This is a genomic window from Micromonospora sp. NPDC005979 (genome assembly GCF_040614415.1).
Taxonomy (GTDB): domain Bacteria; phylum Actinomycetota; class Actinomycetes; order Mycobacteriales; family Micromonosporaceae; genus Micromonospora.
On record NZ_JBEXUR010000018.1, the window covers coordinates 65302 to 80508 of the forward strand.

The following is a 15207-nucleotide window of genomic DNA, read 5'->3' on the forward strand; positions in this document are numbered from 1 at the left end:
TCCCCAGAACCGCCAAAACCAACCGAACCCCACCCGCCTTCGGGCGACGATCATGAAGTTATCGCGTCGACACACCGGTGTCGCTGGCAACAACTTCATGATCACCAGGCGGGGGGTTCGTGGGGGTCAGGCGTTCCTGGAGGGCTTTGGCCGCCCGCCGTTCGCTGCGCTGTTCCGTCGCGTACGCCAGGCGGACCGCCTCGTCGGCGCAGGACCGGGCCTCGGCCGGGTGACCGCAGGCCGCCAACGCCTCGGCGAGCACGCTCGCCGCGATCACCTGACTGCGTACGTCCTCGGCGGGTGCGGCGACCGCCCGTCGGGCCCAGTCCAGCGCCTGCTCCCGCTGACCGTGGGCGAGCAGCGCCGACGCGTACCGGGCCATGGTCTGGCGGCGGGACAGGAGCAGGGAGGGCGTGGTGGCGGCGGCCGTCGCCACGGGGGCGAGCAGCCCGACCGCGGTCGCCGGATCGCCGGCCGCCAGTCGGGCGGTGGCCAGCAGCACCCGGGGCGCGACCTGCGCCGGCGCCTGCGGGTTGTGCGGCTCGACGGCCGTCAACACCGCCCGGGCGGCCTGCTCGGCGGTCTCGTGGTCGCCCATGTCCAGCGCCACCGAGCCGCGCAGCGTGCCGGCCATTCCGGTGAGCAGCGGGTGGGAGGTCTGTTCGGCGTACACCAGGGCGTCGCTGAGCAGGTCGGCCGCGTGTTCCGGCTCGCCCAGCCCGCGCGCCACGACGGCCCGGACCACCAGCGCGAACCCGCGCCCCCAGTCGTCGGAGGCGGCGGCGAACTCGCGGTACGCGCGGCGGGCCTCCCGGTCCGCCTCGGCCAGGTCGCCCAGCTCCGCGGTGGCGAACGCGGCGACCGCGCGCAGCGTACCCACCGCCCACGCCTCGCCCACCCGCTCGCCGAAGGGCAGGAAGACCTGCGCCAGGCGGCACGCCTCCCGCAGCCGACCGGCGAGCAGCCGGGCGAAGGCGGTGGTGCCCCGCAGCCACGCCCGACCGTACGGGTCCTTCAGCTCGGCGAAGAGCCGTGCGGCCCGACCGAGCACGGCGTCGGTGCCGGCGAAGTCACCCCGGGTGGTGGTCACCCACGCCAGGTTCTGTAGCGACCAGGCCTGCCCTCGTCGATCCTGCGCGGCGAGGCTGACCTGGTACGCGGCGGCCAGCCGACTGCTCGCCTGGCTCAGCCGACCGGCCACGAAGTCGCCCATGCCGAGCCGGCGCATGGCGGACGCGCGCAGCGTGGGCAGCCCTTCGGCGGTGGCCACCTGCAACGCCTCCTGCCAGGCGGCCTCCGCCCGGCCCTGCTCACCGAGGGTCTGCTGGGCCTGCCCGGCGAGCAGTAGAGCACTGGCCCGGGTGGCGTCGTCCCCCGCGTTCGCGGCGATCTTCTCGGCGAAGGCGAGCGCGTCCACCACCCGACCGATCTGCAACAGCGCGCGGGCGTGCGCCACCCGGTCGGTCGCCGGCACCCCGTCGCGGGCCAGTTCGCTGGCGCGTTCGGCGTACTCGACGGCGAGGGCGGGCTCCCCGGCGGAAAGCGAGCGGCGGGCGGCCCGGCCGAGTGCGGCGATCCCGAGCGGGACCACGGCGCGGGCCGGCGCGTCCGGTCGCAGTTTCACCGCGTCGGCGAGCGTGGCCGCCCGCTGCACGTGTGCGGCGACGAAGTCGTCGCGGGCCTCCTCCGAGAAGCCGCCCGCGGTGACACCCTCGGCCGGCGCGGCCCAGCGGGCCAACGCGGCGTGCCGCTCGGCCAACTCCGCCTTGCTCACCCCGGCGTACGCCGCCTCCCGCATGAGCGGGGTGGCGAACGCGTACCCGGAGCGGGTGCGGTGCAGCATGCGGCGTTGCAGCAGCTCCTCGACGGCCCGGTCGAACTCGACGGCGACCACCGCCGACGGTCTGCCGTCCCGGCCGGCCCGCTGCTCGCGGAGAGCTTCCAACGCACCGGTCGGCACGGTGTCGCCGACGACTGCGGCGTCGCGCAGCACGGAACGGGCGTCCGGGGGCAGCGCGTCGATCCGGGCGGCGAGGACGGCCGCGAGGTCGCGGGAGAGCAGCCGGCTGCCCAGCGAGCCGGGTACCAACCGCCAGCCGGACGAGTCCTGGTCCCGCGTGTTGGCGGCGGTGGTCAGCGCGCCGCGCTCGATCAGCAGGGTGACCAACTCGGCCAGGTAGAACGGGTTGCCCTGGGCGGTGGCGAGCAGCCGGTCGGCGTCGGCCGGCGGCAACTTCCCGCCGCCGAGATAACTGGTGAGCAGGCGGGCCGCGTCGGCGCCCCGCAGCGGCGGCAGGGAGTGCACCTCGGCGTCCGCGACCCGGGTCAACGCACCGGCGGTACGGACCAGCTCGGGGCGGCCGAGCAGCAGGACGAGCACCGGGCCGGTGAGTCGGGAGAGGGTCGACCCGAGGGCGCTGATGGTCTCGGCGGTCGCGTCGTGCAGGTCGTCCACCACGATCACCAGCGGCGCTTCCGAGGCGAGCCCACTGAGCAGGTCGGCCACGGCGTTCGGCACCGCCTCGGCGTCGGCGGCCGCCGCACCCGCGGCGCCCCACTCGCCGTTGTCGGTGCCGGCGTGCGCGGGCAGTTCGGCGTAGCCGAGCAGGGCGAGCAGTTGGTCGTTGGCGATCGGAGCCGTCTCACCCGAGCGGGCGAGACGCTGGCCGAGTCGGCGTAGCCGCTCCTCCACGGCCGGCCGGGTCAGCGCGGTGGCCGCGTCGCTGGGGAGACCGACGGCGGCCCGGACCAGGTCGGCCAGGGGCGCGAGCCGACGCCGCTCGCCGAAGGCGGCACAGCGCACCGACAGCACCCGAGCGCCGGTGTGCGCCGCGTACCGGCCGGCGCCCACGTCGTACCCGGCCGCGAGGCGCTCCACCTCGGCGGCGAACCGGGACTTGCCGATGCCCGCCTCGGCGGTCATCAGCAGCACCCGCGGATCACCCTGGTCGATCACCTCGGCGAGTCGGCCGGCGACCCGCCCGATCTCGGTCTCCCGGCCCACGTATGGTGCCTCGTCGCCGAGACCCGAGCGGGTGCCCGGCGCGTCCAACAGGCCCAGCAGCTCGTACGCCTCGACCGGTTCCCGCTTGCCCTTGAGCCGCAGCGGGCGCAGCGCCCGCCAGGAGGCGACGTGCCGGGTGGCGGCGGCGGTGCGCCCGCCGGCGTAGACCGCGCCGACGGCGGCGGCGTCGGCCAGCCGGGCGGCGGTGTTCACCGTGTCGCCGATGACCGTGTACTCGATGGCGGCCTGGATGCCCGCGATGACGTCGCCCGTGTTCAGGCCGACGCGCAGACCGAGCGGCGCGCCGCCGCCCCGCTCGTCGTCGAGCACCCGGCGCACCGCCCGCTGCATCGACAGGGCGGCCCGGACGGCCCGCTCGGCGTCGTCCTCGTGCGCCACCGGGGCCCCGAAGACCGCCATGATCCCGTCGCCGGTCAGCTTGTCGACGTGCCCGCCGAAGGTCTTGACGGCACCGGCCAGGGCGGCGAGCACGCGGTCGGTGACCGCGCCGACGCGTTCCGGGTCGAGGTCCTCCGACCAGGAGGTGAATTCGGAGAGGTCACCGAAGAGAACGGTGACGACCCGGCGCTCGGCCGCCGGCAACGTGGCGGCCGCCGGTAGCGCGGCGCCGCAGTTGTGGCAGAACCGTGCGCCGGGGACGGCTACGGTTCCGCACACCGGGCAGGTCACGTGTGCTCCAACCCACTGACCCCCGGCGCGGATTCCCCGCTGTCGACGCCCAGATACTCCAGCTGGGCACGGACCGACCATTCCGCCGCCCACCAGAGCGAGCGGTCCACGTCCGCGTAGACCGCCGCGACCACGTCGGCGGGCGTCCGAGCGCCGGCGTCGACCGCCGACCGGACCTGGTCGAGCCGGGCCCGCCGGTGGGCGAGGTAGAACTCGGCGGCGGCGGCGCAGTCGGCCAGCGCCGGGCCGTGGCCCGGCAGCGCCGCGATCCCGGTGTACGCGGACAGCAGCTCCAGGCTGCCCAGGTAGTCGCCGAGGTTCCCGTCCGGGTGGGCGACCACGGTCGTGCCCCGCCCGAGGATGGTGTCACCGGTGAGCACCACCCGCTCGTCGTCGTGCTCGACGAGGAAGCAGACCGAGTCGGCGGTGTGCCCGGGGGTGTTCAGCAGGCGGATCTCCAGCCCGAAGCCGCCGAGGTGCTCGCCCGGCTCGGTCAGCGGCTCGCCGCCGATCGTGTGCGCCGGGTCGGCGGCCAGGACGTGCACGCCGCCGAGCAGCTTGCTCAGCCGGACGGAGCCCTCGGTGTGGTCGGGGTGGCCGTGGGTGATCAGGACCAGCCCGATCGGGCCGTGCTCGGCGATCCGGGTCAGGTGCCCCTCGTCGGCCGGCCCCGGATCGATCACCACTGCCGGCTCATCCGGAGCCGCGCGCAGCACCCAGGTGTTGGTCCCGTCGAGGGTCATCGGCCCCGGGTTTGGCGCGCGAAGCAGCGAAACCCACGCCGGCAGTTTGTCGGCCAATGCCGCCACGGCCCCCGTCACGTGCCCGCTCATGGCTGCGATCGTACGACCCCGCCCGACACTCCCCGCGATCTTGCACTTCCTGCTGTTACTTCATGCCTGTTCACGGCATTCGTCGGGACAGGAAGTGCAAGATCGCGGTGGGGTCAGGCGACCTCGACGATCAGTTCGATCTCCACCGGGGCGTCCAGGGGGAGTTCGGCCACGCCCACCGCGCTTCGCGCGTGACGGCCGGCCTCGCCGAAGACGGTGCCGAACAGGTCGGAGGCACCGTTGATCACGGCGGGCTGGCCGATGAACCCGGGGGCCGAGGCCACGAAGCCGGTCACCTTGACCACCTTGACCACGTTCTCCAGGCCGACCAGCGAGTCGACCGCCGCCAGCGCGTTGAGCGCGCACCGCTGGGCGAGATCCTTGGCCTGCTCGGCGGAGATCCCCGCACCGACCTTGCCGGTCGCCAGGAGCTTGCCCTCGGCGATGGGCAACTGGCCCGAGACGTACACGTGCTGCCCGGACTGCACGGCCGGCACGTAGCTGGCCACCGGCGGCACCACGTCGGGCAGTTCGAGACCCAGCTCGGCGAGCTTCGCGTGGGGACCGTTGCTCATCGCGTCACCTCGTCGTTCGCGATCGCGCAGCGTCGCCACGCCGGAGTACCGGCGCTCACGCCTTGGGCCGCTTCAGGTACGCCACGAGCTGGTCCGGGTTCGGGCCGGGGACCACGGCGACCAGTTCCCACCCGTCCTCACCCCAGTTGTCGAGGATCTGCTTGGTCGCGTGGACCAGCAGAGGGACCGTGGAGTATTCCCACTTCTGCATCGCTGGAGGGCTCCCTCGTGGTGCGGACTTCGTCGAGGCACAGCCTACGGTCCGCTGGCCGGGCGGGGCGCGGGACGTTGCTCCGGCGTGGCCGGCAGCTCTCCACAGGGCCCCTCGTGCCCGTATCCCTGCGGGCAACGCGAGCGGTCGGGCAGCAACAGGTCGCAGAAGACCCGGTGCCGGTTGTTCTGGTCGTCCGCGTTGGACACGGTCGTCTCGCCCGCGTCCAGTTCCGGCAGGAAGCCCAGCGACACCGCGACCCGCCCGGCCAGCGTGGTCGCCGCCGCCAGATCGGGCACCCGGATCGGCAGATGGATGACGAAGCCCGGCTCGTCGTCGTCCCGCAACCGCTCGACCGGCCGGTTCGACGCTCGGGCGATCTCCGGCGGCTCCGAAACCCGGCGGTACGACCGCTCGTTGATGGGCAGGTTGCCAACCAGCCCGCCGGCCACCTCACCCGTGGACCCGAGCCGCCGTTGCCGGTCGTTCGTCGGGAACTGGGTGCGAGGGATGTTGTCCGCGTCGCGCATGAACTGCCTCCGGTCGTACCTCTCGGATCACGCTTCCGGTCGGGTTCAACCAACCGTTCCGGTCCCCCGCACCGGGACGAAGGTAGGTCCACGGGGGCGGTCCCGCCAACAGGACGCGCACGATCAGTCACCCAGAGTCACATATGTGACAGACCGGAGGCAGGAATCCCGACTGCGTCGGATGTCACCATCGGCTTCTCCGGGTCGAGAAGTGACGTACGGCGCGGTAGGGGCGACACCGAACCGGCGGCCGGCCGCTACCCTCTCGGTCGGACGGTCGCGCAGCGCCCGGCCGCCCGCTCGATCTCGCTCGGCGCCCGGGGTGGCGGCCGGGCGCCGCACCCCCGGGGGAACGAGATGACCCAACCGCCCAGCGGCGACCAGGCCGGCCCGCGCGCTCTTCCGCCGTCCCACCCGGACCCCACCGGCCAGCCCCAGGCAGCGGCCAGCCCCGGGCAGTCCGACCCGACGACCTCCACCGGTGAGCCCGGCGCGCCGGCGACGCCGGACCAGCCCGTCATCCCGGCCCAGCCCGGCCCGTCGGCGCAGCCCGCCCAGCCCGCTGGGGCCAGCCAGCCGGCGCTCCCCGATCAGAGCGCCGGGTCCGGTCAATCCACCCCCGGTGGGCAACTCGCCCTCCCCGGCCAGCCCGCCTCTGGTCAGCCCATCTCCGGCCAGCCCATCTCCGGCCAGCCCGTCCCCGGCCAGCCCATCTCTGGTCAGCCCGCCTCTTCTGGTCAGCTCGGGGCCGGGGCGTTTCCCGCGCAGCCGGGAGCGCCGGCCACCCCCGCCCCGCCCGGTGGCGTCCCGCCGACCGGGGGCCCGGCCGACCCATCGGCGCTGCCCGTCTCCCCGGGCGCGATTCCGCCGCCCCCGCCCGGCTACCCGCCGTACGCCGGCGGCGCCGAGCCGAAGAAGAAGCGCGGTCTGCTGATCGCGGCCATCGCGCTGGCCGTGATCATGGTGCTCTGCGTGGGCGGTGGCGTCGTGACGTTCCTGACCCTGCGTAACGCCGAGTCCGGTGAGGGCGCGAAGGAGCCGGCGGTCGCCGTCGACGAGTTCCTCACCGCCGTCTACAAGGATCGGGACGCCGGCAAGGCCGCCGACCACGTCTGTGCCGCCTCGCGCGACGACAAGAAGATCGCCGCCAAGGTGGCCGAGGTGGAGAAGTACGCCGCCACGTACCAGAACCCCCGGTTCAAGTGGACCACCCCGAAGGTCGACAACCAGACCGGCGACCGGGCCACCGTCTCCACCCGGATCACCATGACGACGGCCGACGAGAAGGTGGCCGACCAGGACCTGCGCTTCACCGTGGTGCAGAAGACGGGTTGGTGGGTCTGCGAGGTCGCGTGACCCGTCGCCCTGGATAGGCTCGACGGGTGCGTGCACCTGAGCGGCCGTCCGACCCGGCCGGTAGCGGATGGTCGGCCCGGCTCCACGTCGTGACCGGCAAGGGCGGCACCGGCAAGACCAGCGTGGCGGCGGCGCTGGCCCTGGCGCTGGCCGCCGGTGGTCGGCGCACCCTGCTGGTGGAGGTGGAGGGCCGACAGGGCATCGCCCAACTCTTCGGCCTCGACCCGCTGCCGTACGAGGAGCGACACCTCGCCGACGCGCCGGACGGCGGCGAGGTGCGCGCGCTCGCGGTGGACGCCGAGGAGGCCCTGCTCGAATACCTCGACATGTTCTACAAGCTGGGCGCGGCGGGGCGGGCGCTGCGCAAGCTGGGGGCCATCGACTTCGCCACCACCATCGCTCCGGGCCTACGGGACGTGCTGCTCACCGGCAAGGTGAAGGAGGCCACGACCCGCACCTCGGGGCAGCGGCGCGCGTACGACGCGGTGGTGCTGGACGCGCCGCCCACCGGTCGGATCGGTCGTTTCCTCAACGTGACGGCCGAGACGGCCCGGCTCGCCAAGGTCGGCCCGATCAAGACCCAGAGCGACGGGGTCTCCGCGCTGCTGCGTTCCCCGATGACGGCCGTGCACGTGGTCACGCTCCTGGAGGAGATGCCGGTGCAGGAGACGGTCGACGCCATCGCCGACCTGACCTCCCTCGGCTTCGGCATCGGGAAGGTGATCGTCAACGGCGCCCGGCCCGCGTTGCCGGCCGGCCCGGCGGTCACCGCGGCGGACCTGCGGCGGGGTCTGGTCGCCGCTGGCCTGCCGGCCGATCAGGACATCGTGGCCGGGTTGCACGACGAGGCACGGGACCAGCTCATCCGGCGCGAACTGGAGGATTCCCTCCGCGCCGACCTGGTGGAGCTGGGGCTGCCGATGGTCGAGCTGCCGTTGCTGCCGGACGGGGTGGACCGCACGGGCCTCGCGACCCTGGCCCAGGCCCTCGTCCACGCCGATTGACTCACACCTGAGCTCAGCACGGGCGCATGGACCGACGCGGCCCGATACGCTCGATTGGTGCCTTCCGAAGACGCGGCGCCGCAGCTGGACGTCGACCAGATCCTCGCCGACCCGGGCGTGCGGATCGTCGTGTGCTGCGGTGCCGGCGGGGTGGGAAAGACGACCACGGCCGCCGCGCTGGCGCTGCGGGCCGCCGAGCAGCACGGCCGCCGCACGGTGGTGCTCACCATCGACCCGGCCCGCCGGCTCGCCCAGTCGCTGGGCCTGACCGAGCTGGACAACACGCCCCGGCAGGTCAAGGGCATCGACGTCGAGGCCAGCGGCGGTGAGCTGCACGCCATGATGCTGGACATGAAGCGCACCTTCGACGACGTGGTGCTCCAGCACACCGACCCGACGAAGGCCGCGGAGATCTTCGCGAACCCGTTCTACCAGGCCATGAGCTCGACATTCGCCGGCACCCAGGAGTACATGGCGATGGAGAAGCTGGGCCAGTTGCACGCGCGCGGCGAGTGGGACCTGATCGTGGTGGACACCCCGCCGTCCCGCTCGGCGCTGGACTTCCTGGACGCGCCGGCCCGACTCTCCCGCTTCCTCGACGGTCGGATGCTGCGCCTGCTGCTGGCGCCGGCGCGCAGTGGCGGGCGGAGCATGTTCAGCCTGGTCACGGCGTCGTTCGGGATGTTCTCGAAGGTGGTGCAGAAGGTTCTCGGCGCGCAGCTGCTCACCGACCTGTCCGGCTTCGTGGCCGCCCTCGACTCGATGTTCGGGGGCTTCCGGCAGCGCGCCGAGCAGACGTACCGGATCCTCCAGGCGGGGGAGACGGCCTTCCTGCTGGTCGCGACGCCGGAGCCGGACGCGGTCCGGGAGGCCGCCTACTTCGCGGGCCGCCTGCGCGAGGAGAAGATGCCGCTCGCCGGCCTGGTGCTCAACCGGGTGCACCGCCCGGTGGTTCCGAAGCTGGACGCCGAGCGGAGTCGCGCCGCCGCGGAGCGGCTGGCCGAGTTGGGCGGCCACGAGGGCACCGCCGACGTGCTGCGGGCGCACGCGGCGCTGGCGCGTCAGGCGGTACGCGAGCAGCAGGTCGCCGCGCGGTTCACCGAGGCGTTCCCGGCGGTGCCGGCGGTGTCGGTGACGGCGCAGCCCGCCGACGTGCACGACGTCGACGGGCTACGGACGATCGGCGCGGCGATCAGCCGGTCGTGAGCGGCGTCAGGTTGCCGCGGTGACCAGGATCTTGTCCTTGCCGGCCTGGTCCTTGCTGTTCTTCTTCATCGCTGCCTCGAACATCTTGCGCCAGCTCGTCACCTGCGGGTGACGACGCAGCAACGCTCGGCGTTCCCGTTCGGTCATACCGCCCCACACACCGAACTCGATCCGGTTGTCCAGCGCGTCGGCCAGGCACTCGTACCGAACTGGGCAGCTCCGGCAGATCCGCTTGGCCACGTTCTGTTCGGCGCCCTGTACGAACAACGCGTCCGGGTCCCCGTTCTGACACGCCGCCAGCGACGGCCAGTCAGTGATCATGCCCATGTGTACTCGTCCCCCCTTGCAGTACCTACCGACCTCGTTGCACGGCAGCCGGCAATTTCCCCCCGGTCGCCCGGCTCGCCTTCCCCAAGGCGGCGCGGACGACATGTGGCGCTGTCGCCGCCATCATCATGCTCTGTAGTCGACCGATTACGCAACGTTGTCGGCGAAATCCATCATTCCGGACACTCCCGGCTTCCCGGGCTCTCGACCGCCGGTTACCCCGCCGAGGTCCACGAAAACGCTGCGCCGCCTCCACCGAACGGAGGAGACTCACGCCGATCACACGCAACCTCGTACCGGGGGTCATGCGTTTAGCACAACGAGGGCAGCGCGCGCAGGAAATGGGGAAAGACGCCCAGGCGCCCCTCGTTCCCTACTCGCGTACCATGCCGAGGTGACCTGGATGCGGAAACGTGACCACAATGTGCTGACCAACGCCGCATCGCTGCTCATATGTGGCCTGTTGGCCGGCGTGGTGGTCGCTGCGGCGGCCTTCCCCGCGGTGGCGATGTCCGGACTGGCCGCGAAGGCCGGCGCCGAGACATTCGGCAACCTGCCAACGGAGCTGACGGTGGCGCGCGCGCCACAGATCAGCTACCTGTTGGCATCGGACGGCAAGACACCGCTTGCGACGATGTACGACGAGAACCGCCGCGACGTGAAGCACGGCGACATCTCGCCGTACATGATCAAGGCCATCATCGCGGCCGAGGACCACGACTTCTACAAGCACAACGGCGTCGACATCAACGGTGTCGCCCGCGCGTTCGTCAACAACCAGAACGAGAGCGCCGGCCGCCAGGGCGCCTCGACGCTGACCATGCAGTACGTCCGGCTGGCGATCGCCTACTCGGCCACCCACCCGGCCGACGTGGTCGCGGCGACCGAGGACACCAGCGCCCGCAAGCTCCGCGAGATGCGCCTCGCCCTGCAGGTCGACAAGGAGTTCTCCAAGGACGAGATCCTGACCCGCTACCTCAACCTCGCCTCGTTCGGCAATGGCGCGTACGGCATCTACGCGGCCAGCCAGGTCTACTTCGGCAAGCCGCCGAGCAAGCTGAAGATCGAGGAAGCGGCGCTGCTGGCCGGCATGGTCAAGGCCCCGACGACGAACGACCCGACCACCAAGAGCGGTTACCCGCTGGCGCTGGACCGTCGTAACTACGTCATCCAGAACATGGTCGATACCAAGGCCATCACCCAGCAGGAGGCCGACGCCGCCAAGGCGGTCAAGCTCAAGGTCCAGGACAAGCGCACCCCGAACGGCTGCGTCGCCACCAACGTCAACGAGTGGGGCTTCTTCTGCGACTACTTCTACCGCTGGTGGATGCAGCAGCCGACGTTCGGCTCGACGCCGTACGACCGTGAGCGCCGGCTCAAGAGCGGCGGCTACACCGTTGTGACGTCGATCGACGTGCAGGCGCAGAAGGGCGCGGACAAGGCGGTCCGCAAGGCCAAGAGCGTGAACAGCAAGGAAGCCGCCATGGTCGCCGTGGTCGAGCCGGGCACCGGCCGGGTGCGGGCGCTGGCGGTCAACCGGCAGTTCAAGCTGGACGATCCGAAGAACCCGAAGAACAAGATCTCGAGCGATCCGGCGAAGAGCAAGCGGGGCATCAAGGGCAACTACCCGGCGACGGTCAACCCGCTGCTCACCGGCGGCGACGGCATCGCCGGCTACCAGGCCGGCTCGACCTTCAAGATCTTCACGATCGTGGCGGCCCTGGAGAAGGGCATCCCGCTCAGCTACTCGATGAACGCGCCGCAGCAGTTCAAGTCGGAGTACATCATCGACAGCAGCAGCCCGGCGGCCTGCCCCGGCACCCACTTCTACTGCCCGACCAACTCCGGCAAGAAGGCCGGTGGCGTGCAGAACATGTGGACCGCGTTCGCCCAGTCGGTCAACACGTACTTCGTGCCGCTGGAGCAGCAGGTCGGCGCGGAGAACGTGGTCGACGTCGCCAAGCGGGCCGGCATCCAGTTCCGGGCCAGCAACGACGCCAAGTTCGCCGCCACCAAGGACGCCGCCCACCAGTGGGGCGCCTTCACCCTGGGCGTCTCCGCCACCACGCCTCTCGACCTGGCCAACGCGTACGCGACCCTCGCGGCGGACGGCAAGTACTGCGAGCCGATCCCGGTGCAGGAGATCCGCGACCCGGAGGGCAAGAAGCTGGACATCGCCAACCCGCGCTGCGAGAAGCGGTTCAGCACCGAGGTGGCCCGCGCCGCCGTCGACGCCGCCCGCTGCCCGGTCGGCGACAACTCCAAGACCAGCAAGTGCGGCAGCAGCCGTACGGCCGCCGTGGTGAAGGGCATCGTCGACGCGCCGGTGGCCGGCAAGTCCGGCACCACCGATTCCGAGAAGACCGCCGCGCTGGTCGCGATGACCAAGCAGTTCGCGGTGGCCGGCATCATGGCCGACCCGGACTGGCCGCAGACGAACGTCAAGATGAAGCACGCCGAGAAGGACGGCATCAACCCGCCGGTGTACGAGACGCTGCGGGACGCCATGAAGAACAAACCGCGCGTCAACTTCGAACCCCCGGGTCAGAAGATCTCCGAGGGTGACCAGCGCAGCATCCCCGACGTGAAGTGCCAGCCGGTCGACACCGCGAAGTCCCGGATCAAGGGCGCGGGCTTCGAGCCGGTCGTCTCCGAAACGAAGGTGGCGTCGTCCTGCCCGGCGGGCACCGCCGCCGGCACCAGCCCGGACGGCCGCACCATCAAGGGCGGCGTGGTCACCATCCAGATCAGCACCGGCGCCGGCGGCACTCCGCCGGACAGCAACAAGCCGGGGCAGCCCGGCAACCCGCCCGGCCGACCCGGTAACCGTCCGGGCGGCTGAGGCCCGGCGACACCTGCGAACGGGCGGGCACCCTCTCTCGGGGGTGCCCGCCCGTTGCGTTGGGTCGAACCGGAGCCGCGTGGCGGATCAGAGGCCGAGCTGTCGCCGTACCTCGGCGGCCACCCGACCCCCCTCGGCCTGGCCGGCCACCGCGGCCTGGGCCGCCTTCATGGCCGGGCCCATCTGGGCCTTTCCGGTGAAGCCGCCTGCGGCGAGCGCCCCCGCGACCAGGTCGGTCAGCTCGGCATCCGAGAGCTGCTTGGGCAGGTAGCGGTCGAGCACCTCGCCCTCGGCGGTCTCCTTGGCGGCCTGCTCGGTGCGGCCCGCGTCGGCGAAGGCGGTGGCCGCCTCCCGGCGCTTCTTGGCCTCCTTGGTCAACACCGCGAGCACCTCGTCGTCGGTGAGCTCGCGCTTGGCCTTGCCGGCCACCTCGGCGGTGCCGACGGCGGCCAGGGCCATCCGCAGCGTGGAGGTCGTCAGCTCGTCGCGCGCCTTGAGCGCGGAACGCATGTCGGCGGTGAGGCGGTCCTTCAGCGTGCTCATGGACGGTCAAACTACCCTGAACGCCATGCGAAAGCGCACACTATTCCGCCTCGCCGCCGGAACCGCAGCGGTTGGAGCGACCACCCTCGCGTACGCGTCGCTCGTCGAGCGCAACCTGTTCACCCTGCGGCGGTACGACGTGCCGATGCTCCCGGCCGACGCGGAGCCGCTGCGCGTGCTGCACCTGTCGGATCTGCACATGATGCCCAACCAGGCCCGCAAACAGCGCTGGGTGGCGTCGCTGGCCGCCCTGGATCCCGACCTGGTGGTGGTGACGGGCGACAACATGGCGCACCCCGGGGCGGTGCCGGGCGTGCTGCGGGCGCTGCAACCGCTGCTGGACTATCCGGGGGCGTTCGTGTTCGGCTCGAACGACTACACCGGCCCGGTGTTGAAGAACCCCTTCAGCTACTTCCTGCCCGACCGGGAGTACACCGAGGGCGTCGAGCTGCCCTACGAGGAGCTACGCCAGGTCTTCACCGGCGCCGGTTGGGCAGACCTGAACAACGCCCGGACGAGCCTCAAGGCCGGCGGTCGCGAGCTGGACCTCGTCGGCGTCGACGACCCGCACATCGACCGGGACGACTACCCGGCCGTGTCGGGTCGGGTGGCGTCCTCCGCCGACCTGTCCATTGCCGTGACGCACTCCCCCGAGCCGCGAGTGCTCGACCAGATGGCCGCCGACGGCTTCGGCCTCCTGCTGGCCGGGCACACCCACGGCGGGCAGGTCTGCGTCCCGGGGTACGGAGCGTTGGTCACCAACTGCGGCCTGCCCCGCTCGATGGCGCGCGGGCTGCACCGATGGCCCGGCTCGGACTCGTGGCTGCACGTCTCCGCCGGCCTCGGCACCCACCCGACGGCCCCGGTCCGCTTCGCCTGCCCACCGGAGGCGAGCATCCTGACCCTCATCCCCCGCTAGCTTGATCGACCTCGACGTTGATCCACTCGACTTACCGCAAACCGGCCCATCCAGCCGGACCGGACACCGCGCTTTCACGGACGGCGAGTCGATCATCCCGGTCGGGCTCAGGCGGCGGGGGTACCGAGTTTGACCATCGGAGCGGGTGGGCTACTATTTGTCGGCACGCCTCGGGGTGTGGCGCAGCTTGGTAGCGCGCTTCGTTCGGGACGAAGAGGTCGTCGGTTCGAATCCGGCCACCCCGACCAGAGGTAAGAGGGCACATCCGATCGATCGGATGTGCCCTCTGCGTATGTCGTCAGGCCGCGACCTATCGACGTATCAACGCCTCGATACCCCGCAGTCGTTCGGCCAGTTCCGCTGCCGCCGACTGCGCGGACGCCAATGGCGGACCGAGTTGGGCGAGCTTTTGCACGTCCCGCAGCACCCGGGACTTCTGAATCGGCCGGTCCCGCGTCAGTTCCCGGACAAGGCCGTGCAGGAAGGCCATGTCGAGGTCACCCAATGTGAGTTGGTCGAAGGCGGCGGCCGTCCGATCGACCAGTTCGTGTGTCTCGGTCAACATCTGGTCGGCCAGCCCTGGCCTCCGCGCGGCCGGCAGAGCGGTCAGGGCGGTCCCGGCCGTCGCCCAGGCGTCCCGCAGGCCGGACACGGTTGCCGGCAGGTGCCCGAGGACCACCGAGTAGAGCGGCCACGTGGCGGCGAGCAGTTGCAACTGCCCGGCCAGCGCCGTCGCGTGATCGGGCACGAACGGCAGCATCTGAGCCCCGAGGATCACGTGTTGGAGATTGACGTCGTGCATGCCCTGCACGGCAGGGCCCGCCGCCGGTGCGGTGGCGGTGAGCGCCTCGGCGTACTCACGGGCCTCCCGTACGGCCTCGATCAGCTCCTCGCTGGCCAACCACTCCTGCCGGTACGACTCCTCACCGGCGACCAACTGTTGGATCACGACCAGCGCGATTGGCAACCCGAGTGCGGCGGTCGCCAACGACGAGGCGACGTTCGTCAGGAACGGCCGGTCGGACCAGAAGCCCTCCCGATCCCCGAGCCATCCCGCTGCCAGCACCACCACGCCGACAGCCCAGGACACGAGCGCGAGCAACCGGACCGTTGGGCTGGCCGCCCGCCACGAGATCGGGATTCGGTTCTGTCGAGGTCGCACGCCCA

General features: G+C 71.9%; 13 protein-coding genes and 1 tRNA gene. 6 read left to right on the plus strand and 8 right to left on the minus strand.

Going from position 1 to position 15207, the window contains the following annotated elements; all coding sequences use genetic code 11:
- Positions 1 to 58 precede the first annotated feature (58 nt).
- The 5 genes from ABZ272_RS25985 to ABZ272_RS26005 form a co-directional block, all read right to left on the minus strand.
- Complete coding sequence (locus ABZ272_RS25985; RefSeq protein WP_355052531.1) at positions 59 to 3694, minus strand: adenylate/guanylate cyclase domain-containing protein; 3636 nt, start codon at positions 3692 to 3694, stop codon at positions 59 to 61.
- A complete protein-coding gene (locus tag ABZ272_RS25990) occupies positions 3691 to 4527 on the minus strand; it encodes an MBL fold metallo-hydrolase (RefSeq protein WP_355052532.1) in 837 nt (278 codons plus the stop codon). The genes ABZ272_RS25985 and ABZ272_RS25990 overlap by 4 nt, the downstream gene beginning before the upstream one ends.
- 113 nt (positions 4528 to 4640) lie before the next feature.
- Positions 4641 to 5102, minus strand: coding sequence for a RidA family protein (locus ABZ272_RS25995; protein WP_355052533.1), 462 nt, complete (start codon positions 5100 to 5102; stop codon positions 4641 to 4643).
- A gap of 55 nt (positions 5103 to 5157) precedes the next feature.
- Positions 5158 to 5313 carry a DUF4177 domain-containing protein gene (locus ABZ272_RS26000; protein WP_007466198.1) on the minus strand — a complete coding sequence of 52 codons (156 nt, stop codon included), beginning with the start codon at positions 5311 to 5313 and terminating at the stop codon, positions 5158 to 5160.
- Positions 5314 to 5357: 44 nt separating this feature from the next.
- Entirely contained in the window at positions 5358 to 5843 is a 486-nt protein-coding gene (locus ABZ272_RS26005) for a hypothetical protein (protein ID WP_355052534.1), read from the minus strand.
- A gap of 711 nt (positions 5844 to 6554) precedes the next feature.
- On the opposite strand from ABZ272_RS26005, the gene ABZ272_RS26010 reads away from it, so the two are divergent.
- Genes ABZ272_RS26010 through ABZ272_RS26020 form a run of 3 tightly spaced genes read left to right on the plus strand, consistent with a single transcriptional unit; the run spans position 6555 to position 9409 of the window.
- Positions 6555 to 7199, plus strand: coding sequence for a hypothetical protein (locus ABZ272_RS26010; RefSeq protein ID WP_355052596.1), 645 nt, complete (start codon positions 6555 to 6557; stop codon positions 7197 to 7199).
- A 26-nt stretch (positions 7200 to 7225) separates the two neighbouring features.
- Positions 7226 to 8203: an ArsA-related P-loop ATPase gene (locus ABZ272_RS26015; protein ID WP_355052535.1), complete on the plus strand. Its 978-nt coding sequence runs from the start codon at positions 7226 to 7228 to the stop codon at positions 8201 to 8203.
- Positions 8204 to 8260: 57 nt separating this feature from the next.
- On the plus strand, positions 8261 to 9409 hold the full coding sequence (locus ABZ272_RS26020) for an ArsA-related P-loop ATPase (protein ID WP_355052536.1): 1149 nt from the start codon (positions 8261 to 8263) through the stop codon (positions 9407 to 9409).
- A gap of 6 nt (positions 9410 to 9415) precedes the next feature.
- Here the strand turns inward: ABZ272_RS26020 and ABZ272_RS26025 are convergent, their stop codons facing one another.
- Complete coding sequence (locus ABZ272_RS26025; RefSeq protein ID WP_355052537.1) at positions 9416 to 9736, minus strand: WhiB family transcriptional regulator; 321 nt, start codon at positions 9734 to 9736, stop codon at positions 9416 to 9418.
- 403 nt (positions 9737 to 10139) lie between these two features.
- On the opposite strand from ABZ272_RS26025, the gene ABZ272_RS26030 reads away from it, so the two are divergent.
- A complete protein-coding gene (locus ABZ272_RS26030) occupies positions 10140 to 12578 on the plus strand; it encodes a transglycosylase domain-containing protein (RefSeq protein WP_355052538.1) in 2439 nt (812 codons plus the stop codon).
- Between the two features lie 87 nt (positions 12579 to 12665).
- Here ABZ272_RS26030 and ABZ272_RS26035 read toward each other — a convergent pair whose 3' ends face one another.
- Complete coding sequence (locus tag ABZ272_RS26035) at positions 12666 to 13121, minus strand: GatB/YqeY domain-containing protein (protein WP_355052539.1); 456 nt, start codon at positions 13119 to 13121, stop codon at positions 12666 to 12668.
- Positions 13122 to 13146: 25 nt separating this feature from the next.
- On the opposite strand from ABZ272_RS26035, the gene ABZ272_RS26040 reads away from it, so the two are divergent.
- A complete protein-coding gene (locus tag ABZ272_RS26040; RefSeq protein WP_355052540.1) occupies positions 13147 to 14040 on the plus strand; it encodes a metallophosphoesterase in 894 nt (297 codons plus the stop codon).
- A 171-nt stretch (positions 14041 to 14211) separates the two neighbouring features.
- Positions 14212 to 14288, plus strand: a tRNA-Pro gene (locus ABZ272_RS26045).
- 62 nt (positions 14289 to 14350) lie between these two features.
- Here the strand turns inward: ABZ272_RS26045 and ABZ272_RS26050 are convergent.
- Positions 14351 to 15202 (minus strand): hypothetical protein, encoded by an 852-nt coding sequence (locus tag ABZ272_RS26050; protein ID WP_355052541.1) that lies wholly within the window; start codon positions 15200 to 15202, stop codon positions 14351 to 14353.
- Positions 15203 to 15207 lie beyond the last annotated feature (5 nt).